We start from the raw sequence: 26,424 nt of genomic DNA on the forward strand, positions 1-26,424 counted from the left end.
CACAATTTCTTTATAAAAGGGCGTGCCCCTTTTCACAGATCTGGTAGATTTCCTCCAGTTTTTCTTCAATCATCGGCTCATACTTCTCTTTTTTCTTCTCCACCAGCCGCCGGTACAGAAAATAAGGAAGGATCCATCCGATAAATGCCGGTATGGCAAGGAGGATGCACAGCCAGATAATCGGCGGCGTATGGACGACCGCAAAGGTGGAACCCGCCATGAACGCCGTCCCGATGATTCCTGTTACCAGCGCCCACACCGTTGGCATCCGGGTTTTCGCCTCTTCCATCACTTCGATTTCATGGGTACAGGCTTCAAAATTTCTCTGCAGCCTTGTCAGTTCCATCTTATTTACAATCTTACGGTTCCGCTTCATGCGGAGCGTGACGTTGTGAGAGGCGGGGCGGATGTTTTCCGAAGGCTGCACTGTTTCCTCCATCTCCCATCCAAAGTTCTCATAGCAGTCTGCATACATGGATGCCTGCTCCCTGGGAACCGTAACCTCTTTATATTCATAACCGATATATTCTTTTTTTTCCCGCATTATCTTTCCTCCGTTTCCATTCTGCTGTCCGCAGGAAGCAGCGGCAGGGTTACCGTAAATAACGACCCTTTCCCTGCGGTGCTTTCCACAGTAATGCTTCCATCCGACAACTGCAGGATTCTTTTTACCAGCGCAAGCCCCAGACCGTTCCCCTGTGTGGAATGGGAAGCATCTCCCTGATAAAACTTGTCAAACACATGCTTTACTGTCTCTTCATCCATACCACATCCGGTATCCGCCACGGAAACCGTGACATTCTCCCCATCGGAAATCTGTGAAAGTGTGATTGTTCCTCCGGACGATGTAAACTTTACCGCATTGGACAGAAGGTTCGTCCATACCAGTTCCAGCAGCCCTTCATCCGCCATGATCGTTACCCTCTCTTCCAGCTCTGCCTCAAATTCAATGTTTTTTTCCTCCCATTGATTCTCAAACTGCAGCGCACAGTCACTGAGCTGCCTGCACAGATCATAGCTTTGGGATACCGGCTGGATGACCTGCTTTTCCAGCTTATTCAGTTTCAGCATATTCGTGATCAGATTTCCAAGGCGCTCGGAGGCCCGCAGAATGTTCCGGGTATATTCCCTCTGGGTTTCTTTTGGCAGCTCTTCTTTTTCCAGAAGCTGTGCATTGGTGTAAATCACAGAGAGCGGCGTCTTGAATTCATGGGACACATCGGAAAAAAAGTCTGTTTTCATCGTCTCCATGCTTCCCAATTCTTCTACCATCTTATTGAAGTCCATAATCATGACATCCAGGTAATCCCATTTGTCCGGCGTGTTCATGGTCGGTACGTAGACGGAAAAATCTCCGTTGGCCACAAGACTGGTAGCTTTCGCCAGTGTCTGCATCGGGACTTCGTAAGCCTTTTCCATCCGGTAACGGGTATAGCGTGTCACGCCGCCTGCCACCAGCGCCCAATAAACTAATGGTATGAGTATCTGCAGCCACCAGCTGAAATTTTCTTCCTCTCCCAGAACAACCAGCCCCATATGCACCCCGGACATCAGAAGCAGTATCACAAAAAGCACTGCAAAAAGAGATACCGGGAAACGGGACTGGCGGACTTTTTCCACGCTTTTTCTTCTATCCCCTGTCCCTGTCATTTCAGCACCGCCTTATATCCCAGTCCACGGACTGTTTTAATTTCAAACCCGTCGCAGCCGGAGAATTTGTCCCGGAGCTTTGTAATATACACGTCCACCGCCCGCAGGCTGGTATCGCTGTCCACGCCCCAGAACTCATCCATAAGCTGCGCCCGTGAAAATGTTTTGTTTGGATAAGAAAGCAGTTTATAAAGAATGTTAAATTCCCTGGTCGTCACGGGAATTTCTTCCCCGCTTACAACCGCCGTCATCGCATCCCCGTCCAGCTCCAGATTTCCCACCTCCAGCCTTCGGTGTGTTTCAATATTCGCCCTGCGCAGAAGCGCCCGGACACGCAGGAGAAGCTCATCCAGCTCCAGCGGCTTTACCATATAATCATCGATCCCAAGCTGGAACCCCTTCTGTTTGGAAGGCAGATCGTCCTTTGCCGACATAAACAGGATCGGGATATGGCGGTTTACCTTCCGGACCGTCTCCGCAAATTCAAACCCGTCAATTTCCGGCATCATAATATCAGAAATAATCAGGTCATACAGATTATTGTACATTTCGTCATAAGCGTCTCTTGCACCCAGACATCCTTTTACCTGAAAACCGCTGTCGCTTAAGTAGGTACATACCGTCTGGTTTAATTTTACGTCATCCTCCACTACAAGAATCTTTACCACGTTCTCTTACCTCCCGTTTTTTATTCCCGTTTTTTATATTTCCTATCTGTACCGTTGTCCGGATAATTATCGTGACCGCCATTCCCAGAACGATCAGACACACGGCTGTCCCTGTCAGGGCTGTCATGCGCTGGCGGAAAGCCGCATCCCCTGCCGCCCCGAACTGTGTCAGCATGGCAGTTTCCAGGGAAAGCATGGATACAAGAGCAGCCGTCAGGTTAATGACCTTTGCCGCCGAAAGAACAGGACTGCCGTATTTCCGGAACCTGATCACATTCCGGACTGCCGTAATGACTGCATAAAAGGTATACATTGCCATCAGATAGATCAGCATTCCCGGATAGGTAAAGCCGCTGTTTTTCCGGACTACAAGAATCGTCATTCCGGCCAGCGCCCAATCAAGGATCATCAGAACAATGCCGCACATCCGGCATCTGTATAATTCCCGGATCCGGTTTTCTTCCCCTGCTTCCTTCGTTCTCACATGATGGAGCAGCGAAAAACGCATCACCGCCAGAAGAATATAATAAACCGCCAGTGTCCCGAACCAGACAGAGCGGTAACAGATTCCGGAAAACAGCTTCAAGCCTGCGTAAAGCAGGTTGATAAACAATCCCGGATATAAAGAAATCTCCGCCCGGAACGCAGATTCCTTCACATACCGTTCCACAAAAGAAATCCCTTTCAGTTTCTTTACAAGGTAATTCTCTTCCATCTCAGAACGAAACCACTTCGTCAGCCGGAAAACGCCCGTACAGGTAATGATAAGCGCATAACTGGACAGGACATAAGCAGCATAACAAATAGACTGCGGCACAGAAAGGTCTGCAAACACCCATATTAAAAGCAGAAAAGACGGAACGGCAATCAGCAGGGTTGGGATTAGCGGTAAAATACACCGTTTTTTTATGGATTTAAAAATCTTCTGTAAATCCATTTTACACCTCACATAACGGAAAATCTACCGATTCTTTGCTGCCACTATACCCCGCTTTTATTCATGTTTTGTTTGAGAAATGTTTCAGATTTATTAAATTGCTACTATCTGGAGTATCTGCGGTGAACTGGTTATGAAAAATAGCCCACCCGGTAACCGTTCCAACTGTGTTCAATAACACAGGCGGATTACCTGCCTGGTGGGCTGGATATTCTGTAATTTTTAACACTGGCTGAGTCTATTCTGCCTCACCCTTCATTGATTGTGACTGTGACCGTACCGATCTGGGCATTAGTACCGAAATCCGGCACAGTACCCAGACCATAACTATACATACCAAACTCAACATAAGCAGAAGGCGCGGCATCCGGATTACCTTCGGATTCTACAGACGCATCCGCAAGCGACAAGGCCGCCGCCACATCATACATATCACCAGATGTAAATCCTTTATCTTCATGCCAAATACTATCATTATACATATAAACCGACATAACCTGATAAAACTCATCTGATGCCCGTTTGAATCCAACCGTCGCATCAATCGCTGTATTGGAGTGGTTCGTCACAGTGATCGTGGATGATTGATCCCCATTCGCATTAAACCATCCCGTTGATGAATCAGTTGTGTATGTATGTGTGTCCGGGTCCCATATTCTTGATTCACCGGCTTTGTACGTGAAGTCAAGGGAATCCCACACAATATCCACACGGTAGACAGTACCTGCCGTTCCTTCAACGTAAGTGCCCCTGACGGCTTGTGATGCTGTCCCCTGGTTTTCATTAATCGTTTCCGCCGCCACCGACGCCACATTCGTCATACTGGCGCACATAGCCGCCGCTGTCAACAAGGCTGTGGTTTTTCTGAATTTCCTCATTGCATCGCTTCTCATTGTGTTGCCCTTCATGTATTGCCCTCCCTTGCTGTATTGTATACTTTTCAGGACTTCCCGCCGTACTTGCTGCACCTGCCGTATTACTCGCATCTGCTGTACCTCTCATGCTGCTTCTTTTTAAGCAGCAAAAAACCGCTGGCTGTCAGGGCATACTGCACCTATAGTCAACGGTTTTATTATCGGTATTGGATTTTGCGTAAAAGAATTACAAAAGGACAGAGTTACGTTGCCTGCCTGCCTGCCTGCCAACAAATCATCGCATATCTGCCCATTTTCTGCAACTCCTTTCTGACTATTTTTTTGATTCCTGCCGGAACTTCTGTTAAAGCTTTGGCTTCTGCGGAAACTCCTTCAAAAAACTATGGTTTAATTATACAAATTTTTCCCGTTTTTTCAATAGATGCGGCACGAATCGTAAAAAATCCGGCACGAACCGTGTTTATCATACACGTGAGACAGATTGCACTTCTACTTTCTACTCATATAAAATATATCAATGGCCTTACTTGCAAATTCTGCAGTACCAGCTCCGCCAACAGCGTCAATATTTTCCGTAAGCTCTCCTCCACCGGCATACATTCTTCCAAGACCGCATAAAATCTTATCAGAACATGTATAGAAATGCTCTGTAATGTAATCTTGAAGCTTTCTTACCTGTAGTTGAACCTGTTCATCAATTGGATCCATTTCCTTCATCTTTCCGAACTCAGCAAATATTTGCATAAACTCATTTGTAACAGTGGCTTCATCCTCTTTTGTCCAATTCTTCGTTTTTTCTTCAAACTCTTTGTACTCAGCAGTCTGGCCCCACTGTTCTTTTGCTCGTTTAGAATACTCATCAATTTTTCTTGTATCAAATACTTTAAAATCCATATATTTCACTCCTATTCCTTTTATTCCTCGAGCGAAATTAATAAGATTTTCAAGATGCTCCTTTTTCATAGTAAGCAATTCAATTTGCTGTTCCAATGCTTTATTTCTATCAAAGTTGGGCGCATCTATTATCTCTTTAATCTCCTTAAGTGGAAATTCCAATTCTCTAAACAGTAAAATTTGCTGCAGCCTTTCCAGAGATGTATCGTCATACAACCTGTATCCTGACTCTGTATATTCAATAGGTTTTAAGAGTCCAATGGTATCGTAATATTGCAGAGTGCGTATACTCACTCCTGTTAGTTTACTTACCTCATTCACTGTCATCATCGGCATTTCCTCCTCTCGATAAGTATACTCTAAACTATTACGCAGCGTAGGAGTCAATAGCTTTTTGAAAAAAATCAAACTTTAGCTTCTCCACAGAATTTTCCATTCATAAGATGATAAAAATCATCCTGCTAAGGTGTCCTTTTCAAAAGAAATGTATCACCGGCTTTAAACATGGGCATGAACCTGACCTCGGATCTGCGTATAATAATGTTCCATTGCATACGCGAACTCTTCATTAAATTTCTGAGCCGCAATCCGACTGACCTCCAGATCCGGTTTTAACATATCAAACGCATGCATATCCATATCGTATATATCCAATTTAGCCGGAATACCTGCCGCTTTCAGATTATGTATATATGCCTTTGTTTCTTCAAAAAACGGTTCTCCATTTCCAACAAAAGTATAGGCCGGCGGCAATCCGGAATAGTCTTTTTGTCTTGCCGGTGCTGCATACGGGGAGACTTCTTTTTTGGCTTTAGATCTGAGATACATTCTCCACCCAAAATGATTTCTTCTTGTATTCCATACTCTTCCGTGGTTATTCTTTGAACTGGCCGTATCGTAATTATCCAGCATCGGATACAACGGCATCTGATAAGCGATTTTCACTGTTTCTTTATCTCTGGCCAACATACATAATGCTGCTGCCAGACCACCGCCTGCACTTTCTCCACCGACAAAAATCTGATCATCACGAATTCCAAGCCGTCCTGCATGTTTTTTCATATACAGGAGTACCTGATAGCAATCCTGGATCGCAGCAGGATAAGGTTTGATACAGGCCAGTCGGTATCCCGGCGAAATTACCGTCACCCCGAACTTTCTTACAAGATCCAGTGCACGTGACATATAGACCATTTCCTTCATTCCGAGAAAATATCCGCCTCCATGGATCCATAGCACACCTGCCCTTTTTTCTGTCTGATTATCCGGTCTCAGCACCAGCAATGGTATCTTATGATTTTTCGCATATATTACTTCTTTTGATATTCTGATATCCTTTTGTTTTTTCATCATTCGCCTCATTTTTTCATAAAAGTCATAACCACCGGCAAAACCGGTTGTCATGACTTTTTGATACTGGTTGCATGGTAGTCCATATTTGTCCACACTTGTCAAGCGACTTCATCGCCGGGAATCCTATCAAATCCCTTAATCACCCAATCATTTTAGATACTTCTGCTGGAAATATCCCTTCTTTTATATATCTGCGACGAAACTCCGCTATAACCCCACTATGCTTACTTGAATCAAAATTATCAAATGTCAAAACTGCTCTCAAAGCATGGAAGATGGAATAATATGCCCTGTTATTTGCTATGCGGTAGTTTCCGCTGTTGAACAGCAAATGTGCCGCATCCAAATCCTCCTTCGAGCGTTCAATACGATATTTTGCATAATCCTTCTGAATCTCCTTATTATCAGGCAAACTGAACCCCCTCTTTCTGCACGTTCTGATAAAACTTGGAAACCGGCATATAATATTGGAACTGTTGATAATTCTGAAATACCGGCGTCAGCACAACATCATAGGCCAGATCAAGCCGATCCGATGCGTCCAGTATTTTTTTTCTCTCTTCATTCATCTTTTCTGCAGGGCTGTCAAGCAGCACCATAATATCAATATCGCTATCCTGTTCAAAATCGCCCCGGGCACACGAACCATATAAAATCACTTTTCGCAATGCCTTGCCATAAATCATTTTAGCTTCTTCGGCAAACAGCTTTACTACTTCCTGAATCTTTTCCTCTGTCATGCAATCACATCCTCTCTGTTAAACAGCAATTTCTTTCAAGTCAAATCACATATCTTAACTATATTATACCCAAATCCTTGCCTCCGTGCTCTACACTCTGTCACTGACGAATCGAATCAGACAACTGCTAAAAGAGCCGATCGCTGATATGCCTGCCGTTCCCAGCAAATGCAGTCCCATCTGCCGTGCTGCCAGGCGCCCTTTGTTCTCATCCATCAATAGCAGATCAGTTCCGCAGGCATCTGATAAAATAATGGCTTCACTTTCTCCCATGTCCAAACCAGTGGCACGCCTTAGTAAATCTACGGATTTACTGTCCTCAACTGCTACACGTTACAATTTTCCAGCCAAACCAAGCTGCCCCAGTTTATCATATAATTCTATCAGCTCATACTTGCGGATTCCCAGTATTTCTGCTGCTTCGCCATGCCTTCCGGCACCCGGATTTTCACGTCAGTCAGTGTCATATTTCCACTCCTTTCTGCTCTTCCGCATAAGAAACTCCTGCCACTCCGAAACTTCCTACTGACTTCTTCTGCTTAGCTTAACTCTATTATACCTGATTCAGATTAATTTACAACCGTTCTTACCGCTTTTTCCCTCGTTGGATCTGCTCACGGGCTAACACCTCCCTATAATGTCAAGTGATTTTTCCTTTAAAATAAAGGATTTTTCAAGTTTCTATCTCAGATAGAAGAGCCAATGGTATGGGCATTTTTCTGTATCTGGTACGAAAATAGTTGGTTCTAGGTACACGAAGTAAAACGTCTTGATATTTCGCTTTACGTGGCCTTGTGTATACCCTTCCATCTATGGCAACGCACCTCCCGTGTCTACCAGGATCACCTGCGTCTCCGCAGAGTCCTCACTTCCTTCGTTCCGCCTGCCCATAACCAGGGTGTCAGCTTAGCTCCATTACAGGGTCGTACCCTAAGGTGAATATTCCTGCCGACTACTGGCTCATTCTTTGTTTTATATTTACTGACTTTCTGTTTGCTTCTTCACCCCGGCACCTTTCGGTGGACGTTTCACCGGAGATGATTCTGCATGCATCTCAGCTGTCCTGTCACAGCTGAATGCAACTCATAACCTCCTCTGAATGAGTTCCATTCAACCGTGATAGGATTCGATTATCAGTTCCCTGTTCTTGCCTTTTATGCTGCCTGATGTTCCGGCCTGCGGATATCTCCCATCATCTTCTCTGGATCATAATCCACGCCTTTCTTTAGTATCACATAAAAGACTCTTATCACTTTGCATGCGACCGCTATAAGGGCCTGCATCTTTTTCAGTGGATTATCCTTACGGGTTTTGTAATACTCGTAGATCCTCCTGAATTCCGGGTTCCTCCCAACCAAAGACAGCGCTGCTTCATACAACACGTATCTCAGACGTTTGCGCCCTCTGTAGCTGATCCGGCTCTCTCCCTTGTGCTTCCCGGATTCGTTTGCGACGATCGCATAGCCTGCCAGCTTTTGCAGCTGTTTGGGGTCATCGAAACGCTTAATGTCCCCTACCTCTGCAATAAATCCACTGACGGTGAGTAAGCCGACTCCTTTGATTGCCATCAGCTTGTCGATATATGGAATCTCTTTCAGTTTTTCTTCTATCGTTCCAAGCAGCTCTTCTACTCTTGTCGCATACACATCCATATCGTTCAGCAGGTTCCTCAATTCGATCCTTGCCGCTTCCGGTGCTTCCTTGCTGCCAATGCTATGCTCTGCGGCCGTTACCAGGGTCTTTGCCCTCTTCATTCCGACTCCTCTCAGCTTCGCTTCTCTCCAGATCCGATTTACACCTTCCACACCCAGTTTGCAAATGTCTTCCGGCAGTGGGGCCGCTTGCAGGACCATCCTTCCACTGGCCGCTTTTAAATCCCTATAAACGTCCTTATACTCAGGGAAATAGATGGAAAACCATCTGGCGATCCGGTTTTTGGCCCGCGTCAGTTCCTCCTGTGCCTGGAACCGTAGGTTTGATAAACTTCTGATCTCCGCATAGATCCCGGCCGGTATGTAAGGATAAGAAAATCGTCCTTCATTTACAAGACCAGCAATCGTCTTTGGATCTTTACGGTCATTCTTGTTGGGGTTGTTGTCATCCAATTCTTTCGACTTTTTCACATGATGGGGATTCACATGCACCGGCTTCATTCCGTTATCCTGCAGGAACTTCCCGAGTGCAAACCAGTAATGACCGGTCGGCTCCATTCCGGGAATTACAGCGGTTTTTCCCTGTTTCACTAGCAATTCCTCCATCCATGCCTTGAATGCCTGGAAACCTTCCTCACTGTTGCTGAATTCGAAAGGTTTCTTCGTGTATTCATAGTTTCTCCAGTCGAAAGCACGGGCGAAGTGCGTTCCACTTCCAACATCTATACCAACAATCAAAGTTTTTTCAGTTATGGATGCAATCTTAGCGTTTTGTGTGTTATACTTCATTTCAGATACCTCTCCGTTCTATAAGATTTGTACTAACCGGCAAAGTCAGTAAATCTTATTTTACTCTGAGGTATCTTTTTATCAACCACCTTTCTTGGAATTCCCTATATTTGAATTATACAGGAAGCTCCATTTTCTCCCGCAGTCGGCGCAGGTCAAGATATATATACCGTCCTGCCGTGCTGCATGTCCGTCCGTACCGCTTGCCGATTTCCGCATGGGTTAAATGTTCAAGAAGTACAGGGAGATGACTTCCTGCTCTGTTTCCGGCAGAGCGGACAGAGCGACAACAAGGTCTGGATTGCTCAACATGACAGTCTTACCGCAGACCGTAAACGGATTTTCCTCGCTTGATGATGGCTTTACAAAATATTCATCCGTGGCAGTGAACGGCATGAACTTTTCTTCGGACAGATATTCAAGGGAGATTTCCCGCTTCCACTTTGAATACAGCTTGCGGATTGCGTCAATGGACGCATGGCGAATAACACTCTTGCAAAAAGCATTGTTCGTATATTCCTACCGCCACTCCTTAGATTTCTTTTGTATACAATTCTTTTAATGCCGTTATACCCAATGGAATCGCAATCAAAAAGGTAAGAAAATCCGATGCAGGCTGTGTAAGTTCCAAGCCCTTTAGTCCCAGTACGGCAGATAGAATCAACAGAACCGGAATAAAAATCAACCCTTGCCTTGATATGGCAAGAATCGTTGCCGGAAGCGTCTTACGGATATTCTGTAAATACATATTCATGATAATAACCCAACCGAGAAGCGGCAAAACTATACATTGATAGCGTAACGCAGCAGCTCCGATTTCAATGACAGCAGGATCATCACGAAAAAGACCGATCGCGGATTCAGAAAAGAAATACAAGAATACAGAAATCACCACCATAAAGACAGTAGAGACGCTGACACTGAACCATACCGCTTTTCGTACACGATCATATTTTTTTGCTCCGTAGTTGAAACCGCAGACTGGCTGAAAGCCCTGTCCAAATCCCAAAATTGCAGCGCCGGAAATATTGATGATTTTAGTAAACACAGCGAAAGCGGCAATCGCCGCATCACCATACACTCTGGCACATTGATTAAGCAGAAGCGTTGCGATACTGGCAAGCCCCTGCCGGCACAGGGAGGGCAAACCACCGCCGGCTATTTCCAGATAATAATTCTTTTTCGGTGTAAAGTTTCTCCACCGGATAGATATATTACTGGACTTTTGACATCCAATAAACAGAACAACAAAACTGATAAACTGACTGATGATCGTTGCTAAAGCCGCTCCGGCAACTCCCATATGGAAAGTAAAAATCATCAATGGATCTAATACAATGTTAGAGACGGCCCCTGAAACAAGTCCAATCATGCTAAATAAGGAATTTCCCTCCAGCCGCAGTTGATTATTCAATACAAACGCTGCCATCATCCACGGTGCGCCAATGAGAATATACGTCATATAAGCAACAGTATCGGCCAACATAGTATCCGTGGCTCCCAGAAGAAATGCCACCGGAGTACGGAAAAAAAGTCCCACCACCGCAAAAATAATCCCTACAAAAATTGCAGAAAAGAAACCTGTGGCAGCTATCTCTGCGGCTTTCTCATATTCTCTCTGCCCGATTGCCCGGGAGATATAATTCCCTGAACCATGACCGAAAAAATATCCGCATGCCTGGATAATTGCCATCAAAGAAAAGACGAGACCTACAGCGCCAGTTGCACTGTTGCTATTCAGCCTTCCCACAAAAAAAGTATCCGCCAAATTATAAAATGCAGTTACCAACATACTGATGATGGTTGGCACTGACATTCTGCAAATCAGCTCCGAAACAGGACAGGTCTACATTTGTTCGCGCTTTTTGTCTATTTTCGTCTGTTCATCTTGTTGCATATTCGTTACCTACTCTTTCTAATTCATCTTGTACAGTTTTTGTATATAACAGTGGCTCACCATGAGCAGGACATAACCATCGGACATCCATGGAAAGCACAAGACCTAAAGATTTTGCCATTTCTCTGTCATTCCAGTCCATGGCACGACCCATGGGAATGGGCTTTCCATTTTTCGTTTTAAACAGATCACCAACAAACAGAAAATCCCGATATTGAAAGATTGTATGCCCGGGAGTATGTCCCGGGGCAGCGATTCTTATTAAATCATAGGAATCACAATCCGCACAAAAGGCAGATAAATTTGTGGAAACGTTCGGACGTAATACCAGTTCCACCAATCGTTTCACACCCGGGCGGTGTTTGCTGCCTGACGCAAAGGGCAGGTCTTCAGGGTGGATATAGGCTCTGGCCGGATGGGTTTGTTGGACAGAAACCAGGTTTCCCACATGATCCACATCATGGTGTGTCAGAAAAATTGCATCCAGATGATTTCCGTTTGCGCTTAGAACATTATTTAACTCCCTGAGCAGTCGGGCACTCTGTCCCGGAATGCCGGTATCAATTAAAATATTCTTTTTACCGCAGATCAAATACACATTGCCACCAGCCAGCTTTATCTCCATAACTTCATCTGATAATTTCATTCACAACACCTCATTTCTCCAACCGTTTTAATAGGCTTTCAATCAAATAGCGGTAACTCTCATCAGCGCTTACCTGCCCTCGCTGAAAATAACCCGCCATCTCCAATGTAACAAAGCCATGCATTGCGCTCCGATAGGCTCGTGCAAACTGAATTTTCTCTTCCTGTGTCAGCGAATAAGTATCCAAAATCTGGTACAACGCTGCCATGACAGAATGGCTTTCCTCTTTCAAGGAATCATCCTCAAAGGAAGGCATATGGGCGATCGCTTTATATAGTTCCGGGTTTTCCTTTGCATAATTACGATAGGAAACAGCGATTGCCCACAGTTTTTGATCGTTTGTTTGATTTTCTCCGCCAGACTGGAGCTGTTCGGAAAGTCTTTCCAGTGCCATGTGACCAACCCAAACCGTCAATTCTGATACATTTGAAGCATGATTGTAGAGGGAAGACGGTGTGACTCCCAATTTGCCTGCAAGCTCCCGCAGGGAAAATTGGTCAAATCCTTTCTCCTCAATAAGATTTGTCGCCGCTGCTAATATATCCTCTTTTGCTAATCCCTTTCTCGGCATAACAACACCTCCTAAAATGAACACTGTTCGTTTTTTATTATATGAACAGTGTTCGTTTTTGTCAAGCAGTTTCAAAAATTCTTTCTCACTTCAAATTCGCTTCTCATTAATGCGCCAGCTAAGAGACATCGCACAACTTATCGCTGTTAAGAAGAAAAGTGCTATGCAATCAGAAACTTTTTTGCAAAGCGAAATAATGCTCTCTGGCGTAGCAAAATGCTTTGCAAAATCGACCGGCAGCTTTTTTCCCGCGCCACATATTTTGCAAAGGGGCTCTGCCCCTCTTGACTCCCCGTTGTTTTTCTCCGATCCATGCCAAAAACTGCTTTATGGCAAAGCCAAGAAACTCCACAAGAGGATCTGATTTTTTGTCGTTCATAGTAACGCCCCTTCTGAAAGGATGGAAACAGCCCCGCAGACAGAAAGAGCAGCCCATTAATCCTCCGGGTAAAAGATAAGAGAGAAAAGCAGTTCAAACATGGCATCCAAAGTGCGATCCAGCGCCTCTTGGTGCAGCATTTCCTTTGCCTCCTGGATTGAAAAAATCCTTCCGCTCTGCAAAGAGATGTTCCATGTATGGGATAATTCCCACGTTAAAATTTGCTGCAACAAAAACAAACAGGAGCCGTATTATACGACCCCTGCCTGTACGCTAATCATAAATTATTTTTGCTAAAATGACTTTCTCGGCCTGCTCCCTATAAGCGTTTGCCGCCCGTCCTTTTTCTGCCTTTCCTGTTTTTCTTAATACAGCTTCGCGCCCGCCGGGATCCGGTCATCCACCATCAGAAGATGAAGACCTTCCTTCCCGTTTTCCTCATGAACCGCCGATATCAGCATACCGCAGGAATCGATTCCCATCATCTTGCGCGGCGGCAGATTTACGATAGCAATGCAGGTCTTTCCGACCAGCTCTTCCGGCTCGTAATACTCGTGAATACCGCTTAAAATCGTGCGGTCCGCACCGGTGCCGTCGTCCAGGGTAAACTGCAGGAGCTTTTTGCTCTTCGGCACTGCCACGCAGTCCTTCACCTTCACGGCGCGGAAATCGGATTTGCTGAAGGTTTCAAAATCAACCATTTCCTCAAAAAGCGGTTCGATTTTTACATTAGAAAAATCTATCTTCTCCGCAGACTTTTCCGCCGCCGGAGCTGACGCTGCACTCTGTGCCGCATTATTTGCTTCATTCTTTGCCGCCCCCTGCGATTTCATCGTCGGGAGTACCCAAGAGGAAAATGTATTACCCCGTATTATTAGGTATTATCCCGTATTTGCTGGATTTTCGGAAAGTATTATCAAGTATTATTCCGTACCATGCAAACAAAATTTGTGGTAAAATTGTAGTAATTCGCTTTTTTTGTAGTTGTGATTCACACATCCAACTTTAAGGACTCTTCCCTAAAATATATCCAGATTGTGTGATAAATTTTCGATTGATTCTTTCTTTTTTGCATCTGTGACTTCCGCATATATATCCATCGTAGTTTCAATATTTGCATGTCCCATGACAGCCTGAATGACTTTTATATTGGTTTCCTGTTCACAGAACCTTGTACAAAAGGTATGCCTCAAATGGTGGCAGGAAAAATGTGGAATGATAACCGGCTGACGTTTCTCCTTTTTCGCATTTACCACTTCCTCGGCATTGTAATTCTCCAGAATCCGCTTAATTGTCCGGTTTACCGTCTGTGGATTGTGAATGTTACCGAAACGGTTACAAAAGATAAATCCCGTCATTCCATCAATCACTGTACTGTTGAATCCATTTTCTTTCTGTAGCTCATACTCTTTCTGGAACGCTTCGTAAACCGCATCCATCATAGGAACTGTCCGAATACCTGCTTCCAAATCCTCCCATCGCAGCCCGATCACTTCGCCTATCCTGCATCCAGTTCCCAATAAAACGGTAAATAATGGATGCCAATGATTGAATGTAGGGTTGTTTTCAGTGTACCTCATAAATGCTCTTTGCTGTTCTACGGTCAAGGCGTGTCTGACGCCCTTATTTTTCCCTGCTTTTCTCTTAATCTCTGCCATAACGCCCTCCGAAGGATTCATACGGATAATCCCGTCTCGCACTGCTAACTGAAATGTCGGGTGCAGCACGGTATGGATTGTGTCAAGTGTATTTGCCTGCAACTTCTTTTCATTTAACAGGTAATAGTATACATACGTCTTATCCGTCCGTTGGGATTCCCCCTTTCGTAATGCTCTGCCTTTGTTGTCTTTTCTTGCTTTTGTCGCCATCTCTGCTCCTTTCATCAAGGAAAGAGATTTTGCACCTCCGCATCCGGTGTCTTTAATAATAACAAAATTTAAGGTTGCACTGCCAGCCACATAACTATCTAATCCGTCAAGCTGGTTTTTAATCAAATCCGCCTCTTTTTCTCTAAGCGTCGGCAAGTCTCTGGCATAAATAAATCTGCGTTTTTTGAACGGATCAGTATATGTATAGAAAGCAGCATCTTCGCACAAAGTCCCCGCTACTTTGTCTGTAATCAGATAATTCCCGCTCGTACCTTTACTTCAATACCCAAACTGGCATTCCTTCGTTTTCAATATCCGACAACTTTACGCCACGATGTCGCAAAGTGCCGGACACAGGCAGTCGTGGCGTATCTGTCACATAGCTTCACTGTTTTCTACGTCCTGCAGAAAAAGATATGAAATTGTCAATGTACGCTTGTCTGCTGTTTCTGGCAGGAGTAGAAAGGGAATACTCCTGCTCAGAGAACGTCAGAGTTGAATCTCAAAATCCAAAATCTTTGTTATGAGCTTTGTTTCCATTCTCCGCTTCATATACTCATCTGTCACATAATGCGTATTTCCATATTCATCCTTCATTTTTCTCTTACATTGTGCATTTATGTACGGCTGAAAATAGAACAACACCTGATTGATCGAATCCGCATCTCCTTGGATTGCTTTCTCAATAACGGAAAATTCAATCGGTTCTCTCTTTTTCTTCATATATAAATCACTCCATCCATTTCTTTAATAGCCGCAGGGAATCTGCTTTATGATAATGAACGGTACTCTGTACCAGATTCAGATATTCTGCAATTTCTTTTTCTGTCATATCCAGAAAATATGTCATCAGTACGATCATTCTCTTCCTTTCCGGAAGTTTGCTGAGTGCATCGCTGATATCTGCATTTTTAACCGAAACTTTCTTGTCCATGACCTGAAAGCTGTCTGTTTCTGGATAATCGTCGTACCAGACCAACTGCATCCATTCTTCCTGAAGAAGTTCCGAAAAATTCACTTCTCTTTCTCTCTGCTTCTCCAGTTCCTTCCGGTAATTTTTTGCTTCGCCGTCTAAAACCTTAATGCAATATACGCAAAACTTTCTCCGCACAATATCCTGTTCCTGTTTTGTCAGTTTCAAAGGGGATCACCTCCCCTCTGCGCCAACGCTTTATTGAAAATCATCTGACTGCCCCTTTCATAGCGAGGACAGACAGATAACCTTGAAAAAATCGAACAATAGCAAAAAAAATTTAATATGCTTTTTATCACAATAAAACCTGCTAAGAAAAGTCAATAGTTTTTTGCAGATTTTTAGAATATTTTTCTTTTATAAAATTAGGTACAACAAGTAGACTGTCATTTAGGCAGCCTTTTTGCAGTCTTTCATTTTGATATTTATTTTATATCCGTATAGACTTCTTTAACTCGTGCGTAATATATTCTGAGAAACTTATTCAGCCCTGCTATTTTAGCAGCTTTTTTTGACTTGCCTTCAGATTCTTTTTTGACTATATACTGGTAAACTGGATCATCTGGCCTTGGGTGCGTTTTTATGCATCTCATGGTTTCATAGCCGACTTTACGCAGAGCCGCCGACCCACGTTTAGTTATCTTTCGATTAGAACCAACAAATTGCCCCGATTCATAAGGCGGAGTATCTATTCCCGCATATGCTATTAAAGCCTTTCCGCTATGGAACCTCCTGACATCACCAATTTCAGCAATTAGCTTTGGCGCCAGAACTTCTCCCACGCCTCCCATTCCCCTCACAACGGAATATTCCGGCAGGCTCTTTGCTAATTCCTGCATTCGTGATAAGATTATGCTTAGAGTTGCATCAACTTCTTTGAGCACTCGGACCGCTTCAGTTACCAGCATTTTGACGGATGGGGTTTCTGAAGATAAGGTAGGAATGCCTTCACGGGCCAGGGCATATATGGCTTTCGCCTTGTCCTGGCTCTGATGGTATTTCTTTTCTTTTGCCCAGAACGTGTACTGCTTTATAAATTCTGTTTCACTAAGACATGTGATAGTATCATAGTGCCAAAACCGTTCAACAAAATCACTCAATTTATCCTTTCGGTTTCCTTCATTCCAACTTGCAAGCATCCCCTTGATTCCAGGCATTGTATAATCCAGCAAATGCGTCAATTCATGCAGGGACATGATATGCAGTTTCATATAGTGCCTATATTGCTGTCCCAGCATCTTAAGTTCTCCATACACATCACCTGATGCTTTGAACTCTGCCATCGTAAACCAGTGCTCAATGCCGTAATTAGCAATAATCCTGGAATCTATCTTATCTGCGAATAATCTTTCTTCTTTTTCCTGTGAACCTCCCGCTTTTTGTTCACTGCTGTCTTTCATCTCGTCTGCGCTTATTCTATCTTTTCCATATACAGCCAGACCAAACAGTAACAATACAGCAAGTACCGTTCCAAATATTTTCTTCATTATCCAACCTCCCCGCTGTACAGCCTTCCCTTACAGTAACTTTCTTCCCAGCTCATATGCCTTTTCCGGAAATTCTGACTGCTGTGTCATAAAAGGCGTCCCGCAGCCTCTTCCGGAGATGATTCCCATATCCTGCAGGTTCAGATACCTGACCAGTGTTTTATAATGTTCTTCCAGTGCATCAAATGTCCATCCATCGTTATTCCATGCTGCTGCAAGCAATGCTGATTTCATATGCTTTCTTTGTATGCTTCCGTTAAAAGCACAAAACCTGTCAATCAGAATTTTAAGCTGTGCGGACATTCCATAATAGTAGAGCGGTGTGACAAATACAAGCATATCGGCGCTCAGTATCTCCTTTTTTATCCATTCCATATCATCCTTCTGCACACATGGACCATCATATCCGCAGGCAATGCACCCTTTGCATGGGTTGATATGACAGTGTGCGGCATCAATGATACCCACTTCATTTCCTGCTTCCTTTGCGCCTTTTGCAAATCTTTCCGCAAGCATATTTGACGATCCTCTTTTATTCGGGCTTCCTTCCAATATTACAATCTTCATTTGTTTCCTCTTCTGTTACAGATTTATTCCATTATCTTTTCCCAATACCGGACAGTTGAAAGTTCCAGCTTATCTGCAGCATTTTCCATACGGAAAATTTCTTTTTCCGTAAGTTTTATCTTCTCCGCCTTTACCACATCGGTTACATGGGAAGTTTTTGTCACTCCGACAATAGGAAGTGTCCCTTTTGCCATAGCCCATGCAATCGCAATTTGGGCGGTACTTGCATCATGAGCAGCGCTGATCTCTCCCATCACATCCGTCAGTTTCTTTATTTCCGGCATGATCGGATTATATACCTTTCCACGTTCACTCTCCTCCGGAAATGGATGCGCTTCATCATATTTTCCGGACAATGCCCCCTGCTCAAGTATCATGTACGCATAAAAAGTGATTCCCTTTTTATGGCAGTAATCCAGAATCCCGCTTTTTCCAGAAGAGCGGTTTAATAAGCTGTAATGATTCTGTACGGCGGATATTTTAAGACCTTCTTTTTCCAGAATTTCTTCTGCCCGTTTCAGCTCCGCAAGATTGTGGTTAGACACTCCGATTTCTTTGATCTGCCCGCTTTTTGCAAGCGGAATCAGCATATGCGTATATTTCTCAACGTCCATCGGATTGTGAATCCAATATATATCAATGACATCAGTATGCAGGCGTTCCTTACTGCCATTGAGCATATTCTGCATGGCCATTGGCGTACCATCCTCAATCTGCGGTGTGAATTTTGTAGAAAGAATCAATTTCTTCCGTTCCGTATTCTTTGTCAGTTCTCCCAGAATGTTTTCAGATACGCCCATCCCATAAACAACTGCCGTATCCCACAGATTCAGTCCATTATCCATTGCTGCCTCATATACTTCCTTTAAGTCTGATGCAGTGTAATGGTTCCCGAATGTCCCATCATTGCCCCATGCCCAGGCTCCCAATGCCGCTTTCGGTAAATACTTCATAAATCATTCCTCCTCATCCGTCACGGTATTACTTTTGTTTTTTCCCCATCCCATGCAGTTTCCGATCACTTCTCCCGTTCTCAGGTATTCATAGGTTGGCATTTCAAAAAGTACCGGTTTCAAAACACGATAATCAATTTTTCCTTCATCTGTGAGAACCTCTTCATTCACATATGTATTTGTTATTCCACAGATAAAACTTTCAAATCCCTCTGTACGGTAAACATCTTCTACAAAGCACTCCATAACAACAGGAGATTGTTCAATCATCGGTGTTCCTGTTTCTCCCATACAAAAATCAAACAGTCCCGATTTATCCGCTTTGGCTCCGCTGATACACCCGGCATAATCAGCAAGCGGTAGCAATGCTTCATCTACAATATTGATACTCAGCTTTTGGTTTTCCCGAATCCCTTTATTCGTATAATGGTTCTTTGCAAGGCTGACCATCACACGGTCATGTCCGATAATCCCTACATGCCCTGCCAGTACCCAGTTTGGCTTTCCTTCCACCATTGCCCCTACCACTACCAGCGGCGTGGGATACAGGCCAATGAGTGCTCCTATACTTTTCTTCATATCATTCTTTTCCTTTCTGTGTTTTGTAGCGAAGATAGTCCAGATCTTCCAGCCGTTTTTCCTGGAAATGAATTTCATCCAATGTCTGATCCCGCTTCTGCTTCAGAATCCTCATTCTTTCAGCCGTTGTAACATCCCCACGAAGGTATAATTTCATATACTGTTCGATTTCCTTCTCCTGAAATCCTATATTGTGGAGTGTCATAATCATTCCAAGACGCTGCAGATCCTCGTCATCATACTGCCAGTTCCCCATTACTTTTTTTACCTGATCGCACAGATTCCACTTTTCATATTCTTTCAGAATTTCCATTGGAATCTGGTACCGCTCGCTTGCTTCCTGAATTGTCATAGACGATTTATCACCCCTGTCTGTAAAATAATTTTATTAAAAAAATAGATGCCCTTCCGGACATCTACAATATAACATTCTTCCTTTCTTCATGTCTAATATCTATTCTAAATTTTCAGAAATGCTCATTTTGTATTTCTTTAAAAAATCAATAAATTTATATACCGCCTGCGACGCAATCTGATTTTTCTTCCACACAATGACTGCCCCTGTTTCTACCGCAGGCGACAGCGGCACAAACCGCAGATTATCATACTCTATCCCAAGATGGAAACAAACAGCGCAGCCTATCCCCCTCTCTACCATCACAGCAGCATTGTTAATCAGGTTATAGGTTCCCACTATCTGTATCTGGTCAAAATAATGGTCAAACCAGCTCGCCAGTTCGTTCTGAACCATCGGACGTTTTACCATGAGCAGGGGAACCTGCAGCAGATCCTCTGGTCTGATATACTTTTTATCTGCCAGCGCCGAATCCTTCCGAACCAGTATTCCCCATCTTTCACGCCCATCCAAGCGGACAAAATTGTATTTTGATATGTCTACCGGTTCTGTCAAAAGTCCAATATCCAACAAGCCCTTATCCAGACGTTCCTTAATATCGTCTGCATTTGCCGTATAAAAATCATACGAAACCGCAGGGTATTCTTCCCGAAACAGTGAAAGAATCTCTGCCAATTCATGCACGCCTTTTGTCTCGCCGCTCCCGATCACAATCTCGCCGGATATACTTTCTTCTTTATGTTGAAATTCCTTTTCCGTTTTATCCGCCAGCGCAACAATCTCCTGCGCCCTTCTTTTTAAAAGCATACCATCTTCCGTTAAACGGATACTATGATTACTTCTCTGGAACAGTTTAACATCCAGTTCCTGCTCCAGTTGCTGAAGCTGGCGGGAAAGCGTTGGCTGCGTAATATGAAGCAGGTCTGCCGCTTTTGTAATGTTTTCTTCTCTGGCAGCCATTAAAAAATATCTTAACACTCTTATCTCCATGAACGTATCACCTCACTGTGTTAAATATATCATTGCCGCTTAAAAGAAACAATTACTTTTTCCCATTTATGTACTCTATCGTTTTTTTTGCAGAAAAACTTCTACACCTCGAAGAGCAAGATTCGCCGCGTATTACAGAAACCCCATTCGGGGATTTCTGCATACCGACAATCTTGATGGGGATTCCAGTCTACGCTCCGCTTCGGTCCGCGCTAAACGGACATCCACTGGATGTCCAGCGCCCCCATACCCTCGGATAATGCACATTTTATAAAAATGTGCAAGTTGGCTCCTGTTAAAAACAGTCGCAGCGTGATTCTATCTATCACGAAAATCTCATGATTTTGTTAAAAATATTTTTCTCTACTATCCATATGCTCTTCCCAATCGGCTTATATATGAATACAATTTTACGGAAAGGAAACATGAAATTTTATGGCAAGACCGAGAAAAGAACCAGAAATAACTTACACGCACCACATCAACCTCCGGCTTACAGATGTTCAATATGAAATTATATCTGAGAATGCCCGGCGAGCCGAGCTATCACTCTCCGAATATATACGCCGCCAGTTAATGAAAGGGAAAGTCATTGCAAAATACGAACTTGTGGCAGATCTGCCGGAACTAAAGAAACTGATTTTTGAATTTGGAAAGATTGGGAATAACCTGAATCAGATTGCCCGCCACTTTAATACTGGCGGCATCCATTCACTGGAAATGCGTAAGACAATCGGACAAGGACTTTCTGATATTTTTAAAATGAAAGAAGAAGTGTTGAAAATGGCAGGAGATTTTCAACAGGTCAGAAAAATTTAGTCCTACCTTCTGATAGTATCAAACGTTAAAAAGCCAGAAAGTTCCATTACTCACTTTCTGGCTTAAATGCTAAAAGAAATTAAATAGCTGAATGTACTTTGTATGGTCATTTACGGAATATCTTTCGTTAAATGGCATAAAGCCATTCTTTTCACTCTGGTAGAAATTCAATAGCTTTATCTTATCCTCACATTCCAGAAACACGATTCCCCCGCCAATATCGTGCTGAACTTTCTCCAGAATTTCAAATGTCAGATCCATCAATTCATTTCCATTGATTCCCTTTCCTTCATCCACAGCATAATTTTTTCCAAACTGTGCAATCAGAAAAGCGGATACCGTATAGCTGTCTGATTCCGAATCCAGTATTGCATATCTGCTTATTTTCTTCCGCTTAGAATTGGATAAATTTGCGCTTCCAATCTCAACCGCTTTATGGGCCAGTGTAAAAACCGCCGCTATCTTACCATGTTCATTTACTACAAAATATGTAACGGACAATTTCTTCCTTGCAAACTCGATTGCATTATTTACTACGAATTGTTCAATTTCCGGATTGATCGGACAGGAAAAATCGGAAAGACACTTTTTCAGTTCTGCCTCTCCGATTGCTCCCAGCATATCTAAAATATTTATCGTATCGAACTGTCTCATTTGCCTGCTTCTCCCTTTGCCATCAGCCGCCGGATCGCATCATAATCTGTCAACGGCGGTTTTACTGGTGCAGACGGCTTTCTCTTAGGCTTATTCTCTGAAGCTGCCAGCGCATCTATAAAGGCTTCCGCCTGCTTCGGATCGTCAATACGAACTTTTGCAAAAATACTCGATGTAGCCATAATCGCACCTCCTTCTCCAAATGGCTTATAATAGTATATGCTGAAAAGACAATAAACCATATCATTTGTTTTACTGCCTTTTCTTTAGTTTTATTCTAAATCAGATTTTTCTGGACGTCAACCACCATATTTTTTTATTATTTTATGAAATTTTAAAGCTGCTTTTCATTATCTGTACACCAGATCATTCATCACGCATTCTTCTGCCATCGCCGTCAGCATATTCATATGCGCCGTCCACGCAAGTGGATCAGCTTCTTTATCCGGTGCCGGATGTTCCTGCTGCAGCCCCGCCACTAAAATCTCCATCCGTTCCTGTGCCGTTTTCTCAATCTCATCGAGATGCCTTTCCAGTTTTCCAGTCAGCATCATACTCTGATACCAGTTGCTTCGGTTTTCTTTTAGAAATGACCTACGCAGCATCCCCTATTTTCCTATAGAATTTTCGCTGCTTTCTATTGTCAGATTCGGAAACAGGTAATCTCCTTTGCGGTAATATGTCAGTTCCATTTTCATCCCTCCAGTTTTGCTTTTATAAATTAATGCATTAAAGTCATTATAAATGATGACAATTGGCTTTTCAACCGCTATCTTAAACTTTTTATCTTTTCTTCGATAGATCCATCTGAAAGTGCATCTACCAATGCGTCCACTGTACGGAACACAACCTCCCTGTCCTTCTGCTGCAGTCTCCGCATCCTTACCGACATTCTCTGCATATCTCCGTCCTTCACCATGACTTCCATATCACCCACCAGTTCACTGGCGCTCATTCCCAATGACTGCGCCAGCCGCCGGAATACCTCAATGGACATATCGCTCTGCCCGCCCTCTATTCGGCTCACTGTGTTCAGGCTGACATCCGCCATTTCCGCCAGTTTTTCCTGCGACCAGCGAAGCGTCTGCCTGCGTTTCCTTATTCGTTCTCCTATTTCCATCAACCGCTGTGAAACGACACGATTTCCCACTCCAATACCTCCTGCCTATGTAATTTCCACTAGAATTTCGAGTTTTTCCTGATTTCGTCAATCAAAACGTCCATTGTCCGCAGCACGATCTCCTGTCCGTTTTTATCCAGCCGACGTATACGGCAAGCCATATGATAAAGCTGTTTTTCTTCCGACGGTACCGCCGCTGTTTTCCCAAGCAGTGTATTTACATCAGTCTTTAATGCTTCCGCGATTTTTTCAAACACCTCAATAGATGTTGCAGACTGACCACCTTCAATGCGGATTACCGTATTAACGCTGATCCCGGCTTTTTCTGCAAAATATTCCTGCGACCAACGAAGTTCCTGCCTGCGTTTCCTTATGCGTTCCCCTATCTCCATTAACCCTTGCGAAACCACTCGACTACCCAATGCAATGTCTCCTTCCCTGCGATATTCTCCGTAGCTTTGCGCCATATGCCGCAAAACCAGCCTTTTTTAACTTTTGTTTTCCACCTACAGAACCCACCAGCAACTTCCTCCGGATGCTTGGCAACGAAAAAACAGCCAAACCGGAGAGTTTCGCTGCTTTTTAGGAATATCTATTCACTTTTTATTCTTTCTGCCTTCTGCCATTACTAAAACAATCATTCTGAAAATATTTTCTTACTCTTCCCGACTAACCGAAAGATACCCATACACACATACCGCACCAGATAAACGGCTGCCATAACCAACCTCCATGCTAAAATCATACCGCCGATCACACCGCCAATTAGCAGATTTATTACCAGTATACCTACTGTACCGCCGAGGTCAAACCCTTTCGGGATTACCCACACAAACATCCGGTGTACGCCAAACGGAATCCCCATAAGTACCCACAATTTTAGATAATCGCAAACGCTATTTTCCACGCACAACGGATAAAATAACGCCGCCAGAAATATTGCTGCCACAACCGGGACAATCACTCTTTTTGTAAATTCATACACCATCATATCAGCCACCTCCATACAGGTCATGGTTCACTTCCGCCTGATAGTAATGGTTCATCGTCATTGTGGCGTTATAAAGCGTTGTCAGCAGATAAGCCTTGATATTCCCCACCTTTGCCGTATTTTTCTGCAGACTGAACAGCACATACTCGATGTGCGAATAATCCATCTTCATAAAGTGGCTCTTAACAAGCGTCACAGGTTTTTCTACCCCGGCAATCCGCAAGGTGCTGTCATCTGGCATCATCAGGACTTCCACGACCAACTCCACAAGTTCGTCCACCTCTTTGCTCTTGTGGCATGGGTACTCAATACGCTCCCGGATCAATTCCCGGTAAGCATCCATTTTCCCTATCGCATCCATCCCATCCGAATGTCCTTCCACTTCTGCAGATAAGATTGGATTGGATAAGATTTTCTCAGTCTCACTCAGATCAGTCTCGTTAAACTCTGTATCACTGTAATCAGTCTCACTATATTCAGTCTTGTTAATATCAGTCTTATTAGAGTATGATTTTGGACCTTCTTGAAGTTCGGTTTTCATACTTCCAGAAGTTTGATTTTCATACTTCTGGAAATACGATTCTGGAACTTCCTGAAGTTCGGTTTTCATACTTCTTGAAGTTTGATTTTCATACTTCTGCGTATTTCCGGCGTTTTCCGGCTGTTTTTCTTTTTTCTCCGGCTCCGGACAGTCCATAATCATAAAGTTTTTTACATAGATCACGTTCGGTTTTCCAAGCCCCAGCCGTTTCTTCTCAATTAGCCCGATCCCTTTCTCCGTATCAAGCTCTGCAATGTTCCGGATTGCCTTCTGCCTTGCACAGCCAAGCAGTTCCATGATTTCCTCCACAGTGAAAATAATATATACCCGATCCTCTTCGTCAAACCAGCGGTTCTTGACGCTCAGGCTCATACGGTCCAGCATCAGACCGTATAAAACCTTTGCCTCGCAGGAGAGGGACTTGAAGCATTCTGCTGTAAATAGTACCTTCGGTACGCGGTAAAAATGGTATTGTTCCGCTTCCATCCCCCGAAAGTAGTCAAACTGGATTTTCTGCATCTGCCGCACCCTCCCTCTGCTGTTTCTCTTTTTCTGCTTCGTTCTCTATTTCTGCATAAACACGAAAATATCTTTTTGTCCCCTTGTTCGTAAATGGTTCTGAAACTGATTTTACCTTTATTTCCTTATGCCGTTCCAGAAAGCCCTTAAACCATTGAATATCCTGAACCGTCCCCTGCATCCTAATCTTCAGCATACATATCCTCCCAATCCACGTAGAAGCAATACTCCGGATACCGGATTTTAATTGCCTCCCAAAAATATCTTGCATAGCCACAGCAGAATAATTCTTCTACGGTATAGCACTGCACTTCCTTCAACTGCCCCTCCATATCCGAATCGTCATAATTGTAAATGCTCGGTATTCCGTTACAGTACAGATTGAACGCCATCCGGATAATCCTCACGCTCCCGCTGGTCTGCCACCCTTCCCGTAAGCACTCCGGCTTCACATTGCCTGTTTTAAAATCATAAATCCTCTTCACATGATCCCTCGTATCCCTGTCAATCCCAAGACAATAGATCAACGCCATGTGGTATACATCCTGATGCCTGCACTTCGGCAGATATTCCTTGTAAAACTTTTCGTGTTCCCTGTTCTTGAAAGTAATTGTGCGGGAATCGTTTTTCCCTGCCCTTGTCGCTGTGTTTGCCATTTGTTTTTCCTCCAATCTTCATTTTGCTTTTGACCATAACAAAAAAGGACACTTCCCTAGAATTTCTCTTAGAAAAATGTCCTTAAAGTACAAAACTTATTTAGTTGACTTATGCTCCAATCAACGTATTATCGCACATTATCACGCATTATACGTTGTAAATTTGTTGCAATTTTGTTGCAAAATCTGAATTGAAGTACCGCAAACCCGCATAAATACTGGCTTTATTTGTCCAAACTCTTCATCGTCGGGAATTTTTTTGATTTTTCTTCATTACCCTTCGTGATGCTTCGCTGTGCTA

Annotated in this window: 33 protein-coding genes and 1 pseudogene; 1 reads left to right on the forward strand and 33 read right to left on the reverse strand. The window is 43.6% G+C overall.

The window, feature by feature from the left end; translation table 11 throughout:
• Window positions 1-10: 10 nt before the first annotated feature.
• The 24 genes and pseudogenes from ACLU9Q_RS12190 to ACLU9Q_RS12305 form a co-directional block, all read right to left on the reverse strand.
• Window positions 11-544 (reverse strand): hypothetical protein, encoded by a 534-nt coding sequence (locus ACLU9Q_RS12190; RefSeq protein ID WP_412625314.1) that lies wholly within the window; start codon window positions 542-544, stop codon window positions 11-13.
• Window positions 544-1,650 carry an ATP-binding protein gene (locus tag ACLU9Q_RS12195; RefSeq protein WP_412625316.1) on the reverse strand — a complete coding sequence of 369 codons (1,107 nt, stop codon included), beginning with the start codon at window positions 1,648-1,650 and terminating at the stop codon, window positions 544-546. The genes ACLU9Q_RS12190 and ACLU9Q_RS12195 overlap by 1 nt, the downstream gene beginning before the upstream one ends.
• Complete coding sequence (locus ACLU9Q_RS12200; RefSeq protein WP_296832787.1) at window positions 1,647-2,318, reverse strand: response regulator transcription factor; 672 nt, start codon at window positions 2,316-2,318, stop codon at window positions 1,647-1,649. The genes ACLU9Q_RS12195 and ACLU9Q_RS12200 overlap by 4 nt, the downstream gene beginning before the upstream one ends.
• Window positions 2,290-3,255 (reverse strand): hypothetical protein, encoded by a 966-nt coding sequence (locus ACLU9Q_RS12205; RefSeq protein WP_296832790.1) that lies wholly within the window; start codon window positions 3,253-3,255, stop codon window positions 2,290-2,292. Before ACLU9Q_RS12205 ends, ACLU9Q_RS12200 begins: the two co-directional genes overlap by 29 nt.
• A 248-nt stretch (window positions 3,256-3,503) precedes the next feature.
• Window positions 3,504-4,163, reverse strand: coding sequence for a hypothetical protein (locus ACLU9Q_RS12210; RefSeq protein WP_296832793.1), 660 nt, complete (start codon window positions 4,161-4,163; stop codon window positions 3,504-3,506).
• A 456-nt stretch (window positions 4,164-4,619) separates the two neighbouring features.
• Entirely contained in the window at window positions 4,620-5,354 is a 735-nt protein-coding gene (locus ACLU9Q_RS12215; protein WP_298515134.1) for a MerR family transcriptional regulator, read from the reverse strand.
• Between the two features lie 168 nt (window positions 5,355-5,522).
• Entirely contained in the window at window positions 5,523-6,470 is a 948-nt protein-coding gene (locus tag ACLU9Q_RS12220) for an alpha/beta hydrolase (protein WP_298515139.1), read from the reverse strand.
• A 46-nt stretch (window positions 6,471-6,516) separates the two neighbouring features.
• On the reverse strand, window positions 6,517-6,789 hold the full coding sequence (locus tag ACLU9Q_RS12225) for a HEPN domain-containing protein (protein WP_298515131.1): 273 nt from the start codon (window positions 6,787-6,789) through the stop codon (window positions 6,517-6,519).
• Window positions 6,782-7,117, reverse strand: a complete 336-nt coding sequence (locus ACLU9Q_RS12230; protein ID WP_298515129.1) for a nucleotidyltransferase domain-containing protein — start codon at window positions 7,115-7,117, stop codon at window positions 6,782-6,784. The genes ACLU9Q_RS12225 and ACLU9Q_RS12230 overlap by 8 nt, the downstream gene beginning before the upstream one ends.
• Window positions 7,118-8,271: 1,154 nt before the next feature.
• Window positions 8,272-9,558 (reverse strand): IS110 family transposase, encoded by a 1,287-nt coding sequence (locus ACLU9Q_RS12235; protein ID WP_298512975.1) that lies wholly within the window; start codon window positions 9,556-9,558, stop codon window positions 8,272-8,274.
• 532 nt (window positions 9,559-10,090) lie between these two features.
• Window positions 10,091-11,374, reverse strand: coding sequence for an MATE family efflux transporter (locus ACLU9Q_RS12240; protein WP_330666982.1), 1,284 nt, complete (start codon window positions 11,372-11,374; stop codon window positions 10,091-10,093).
• 67 nt (window positions 11,375-11,441) lie between these two features.
• A complete protein-coding gene (locus tag ACLU9Q_RS12245) occupies window positions 11,442-12,101 on the reverse strand; it encodes an MBL fold metallo-hydrolase (protein ID WP_412625321.1) in 660 nt (219 codons plus the stop codon).
• Between the two features lie 10 nt (window positions 12,102-12,111).
• On the reverse strand, window positions 12,112-12,672 hold the full coding sequence (locus ACLU9Q_RS12250; RefSeq protein WP_412625323.1) for a TetR/AcrR family transcriptional regulator: 561 nt from the start codon (window positions 12,670-12,672) through the stop codon (window positions 12,112-12,114).
• Between the two features lie 169 nt (window positions 12,673-12,841).
• A complete protein-coding gene (locus ACLU9Q_RS12255; protein WP_412625325.1) occupies window positions 12,842-13,051 on the reverse strand; it encodes a hypothetical protein in 210 nt (69 codons plus the stop codon).
• 365 nt (window positions 13,052-13,416) lie between these two features.
• A pseudogene (locus tag ACLU9Q_RS12260) lies at window positions 13,417-13,896 on the reverse strand (lysine--tRNA ligase); the annotation flags it as partial.
• Between the two features lie 174 nt (window positions 13,897-14,070).
• Window positions 14,071-15,174 carry a tyrosine-type recombinase/integrase gene (locus tag ACLU9Q_RS12265; protein ID WP_412625343.1) on the reverse strand — a complete coding sequence of 368 codons (1,104 nt, stop codon included), beginning with the start codon at window positions 15,172-15,174 and terminating at the stop codon, window positions 14,071-14,073.
• 234 nt (window positions 15,175-15,408) lie between these two features.
• Window positions 15,409-15,642 carry a helix-turn-helix domain-containing protein gene (locus tag ACLU9Q_RS12270; RefSeq protein ID WP_298515114.1) on the reverse strand — a complete coding sequence of 78 codons (234 nt, stop codon included), beginning with the start codon at window positions 15,640-15,642 and terminating at the stop codon, window positions 15,409-15,411.
• 7 nt (window positions 15,643-15,649) lie between these two features.
• The gene (locus ACLU9Q_RS12275; protein WP_298515111.1) at window positions 15,650-16,060 is read right to left on the reverse strand and encodes a sigma-70 family RNA polymerase sigma factor; all 411 of its coding nucleotides are present in this window, start codon (window positions 16,058-16,060) and stop codon (window positions 15,650-15,652) included.
• 257 nt (window positions 16,061-16,317) lie between these two features.
• The gene (locus ACLU9Q_RS12280) at window positions 16,318-17,379 is read right to left on the reverse strand and encodes a transposase (protein ID WP_412625327.1); all 1,062 of its coding nucleotides are present in this window, start codon (window positions 17,377-17,379) and stop codon (window positions 16,318-16,320) included.
• 30 nt (window positions 17,380-17,409) lie between these two features.
• A complete protein-coding gene (locus tag ACLU9Q_RS12285; protein WP_412625329.1) occupies window positions 17,410-17,946 on the reverse strand; it encodes a flavodoxin family protein in 537 nt (178 codons plus the stop codon).
• A 23-nt stretch (window positions 17,947-17,969) separates the two neighbouring features.
• Entirely contained in the window at window positions 17,970-18,899 is a 930-nt protein-coding gene (locus ACLU9Q_RS12290) for an aldo/keto reductase (RefSeq protein ID WP_412625331.1), read from the reverse strand.
• A gap of 3 nt (window positions 18,900-18,902) precedes the next feature.
• Window positions 18,903-19,478: a flavin reductase family protein gene (locus ACLU9Q_RS12295; protein WP_296833800.1), complete on the reverse strand. Its 576-nt coding sequence runs from the start codon at window positions 19,476-19,478 to the stop codon at window positions 18,903-18,905.
• Window position 19,479: 1 nt separating this feature from the next.
• A complete protein-coding gene (locus tag ACLU9Q_RS12300; protein WP_006861728.1) occupies window positions 19,480-19,830 on the reverse strand; it encodes a MerR family transcriptional regulator in 351 nt (116 codons plus the stop codon).
• Window positions 19,831-19,932: 102 nt separating this feature from the next.
• Entirely contained in the window at window positions 19,933-20,823 is an 891-nt protein-coding gene (locus ACLU9Q_RS12305; protein ID WP_296833808.1) for a LysR family transcriptional regulator, read from the reverse strand.
• Between the two features lie 435 nt (window positions 20,824-21,258).
• Here ACLU9Q_RS12305 and ACLU9Q_RS12310 point away from each other — a divergent pair, with 435 nt between their 5' ends.
• On the forward strand, window positions 21,259-21,642 hold the full coding sequence (locus tag ACLU9Q_RS12310; RefSeq protein ID WP_006864506.1) for a plasmid mobilization protein: 384 nt from the start codon (window positions 21,259-21,261) through the stop codon (window positions 21,640-21,642).
• A 69-nt stretch (window positions 21,643-21,711) separates the two neighbouring features.
• Here ACLU9Q_RS12310 and ACLU9Q_RS12315 read toward each other — a convergent pair whose 3' ends face one another.
• The 9 genes from ACLU9Q_RS12315 to ACLU9Q_RS12355 form a co-directional block, all read right to left on the reverse strand.
• A complete protein-coding gene (locus ACLU9Q_RS12315; RefSeq protein WP_006864505.1) occupies window positions 21,712-22,296 on the reverse strand; it encodes a hypothetical protein in 585 nt (194 codons plus the stop codon).
• Window positions 22,293-22,478: a hypothetical protein gene (locus tag ACLU9Q_RS12320; protein WP_158368967.1), complete on the reverse strand. Its 186-nt coding sequence runs from the start codon at window positions 22,476-22,478 to the stop codon at window positions 22,293-22,295. The genes ACLU9Q_RS12315 and ACLU9Q_RS12320 overlap by 4 nt, the downstream gene beginning before the upstream one ends.
• A gap of 168 nt (window positions 22,479-22,646) precedes the next feature.
• Complete coding sequence (locus tag ACLU9Q_RS12325) at window positions 22,647-22,901, reverse strand: TnpV protein (RefSeq protein ID WP_296833821.1); 255 nt, start codon at window positions 22,899-22,901, stop codon at window positions 22,647-22,649.
• Window positions 22,902-23,065: 164 nt separating this feature from the next.
• The gene (locus ACLU9Q_RS12330; protein ID WP_296833824.1) at window positions 23,066-23,446 is read right to left on the reverse strand and encodes a helix-turn-helix domain-containing protein; all 381 of its coding nucleotides are present in this window, start codon (window positions 23,444-23,446) and stop codon (window positions 23,066-23,068) included.
• Window positions 23,447-23,475: 29 nt separating this feature from the next.
• Window positions 23,476-23,838: a helix-turn-helix domain-containing protein gene (locus ACLU9Q_RS12335; protein WP_296833827.1), complete on the reverse strand. Its 363-nt coding sequence runs from the start codon at window positions 23,836-23,838 to the stop codon at window positions 23,476-23,478.
• 215 nt (window positions 23,839-24,053) lie between these two features.
• The gene (locus ACLU9Q_RS12340; protein ID WP_296833832.1) at window positions 24,054-24,431 is read right to left on the reverse strand and encodes a DUF6050 family protein; all 378 of its coding nucleotides are present in this window, start codon (window positions 24,429-24,431) and stop codon (window positions 24,054-24,056) included.
• Window positions 24,409-25,467 carry a DUF6017 domain-containing protein gene (locus ACLU9Q_RS12345; protein WP_296833835.1) on the reverse strand — a complete coding sequence of 353 codons (1,059 nt, stop codon included), beginning with the start codon at window positions 25,465-25,467 and terminating at the stop codon, window positions 24,409-24,411. The genes ACLU9Q_RS12340 and ACLU9Q_RS12345 overlap by 23 nt, the downstream gene beginning before the upstream one ends.
• Window positions 25,448-25,663 (reverse strand): hypothetical protein, encoded by a 216-nt coding sequence (locus ACLU9Q_RS12350; RefSeq protein ID WP_296833838.1) that lies wholly within the window; start codon window positions 25,661-25,663, stop codon window positions 25,448-25,450. Before ACLU9Q_RS12350 ends, ACLU9Q_RS12345 begins: the two co-directional genes overlap by 20 nt.
• Entirely contained in the window at window positions 25,650-26,123 is a 474-nt protein-coding gene (locus ACLU9Q_RS12355) for a DUF6075 family protein (RefSeq protein WP_296833841.1), read from the reverse strand. Before ACLU9Q_RS12355 ends, ACLU9Q_RS12350 begins: the two co-directional genes overlap by 14 nt.
• Between the last annotated feature and the right edge of the window lie 301 nt (window positions 26,124-26,424).

The organism is Marvinbryantia sp. (assembly GCF_047017445.1).
Classification (GTDB): Bacteria; Bacillota; Clostridia; order Lachnospirales; family Lachnospiraceae; genus Marvinbryantia.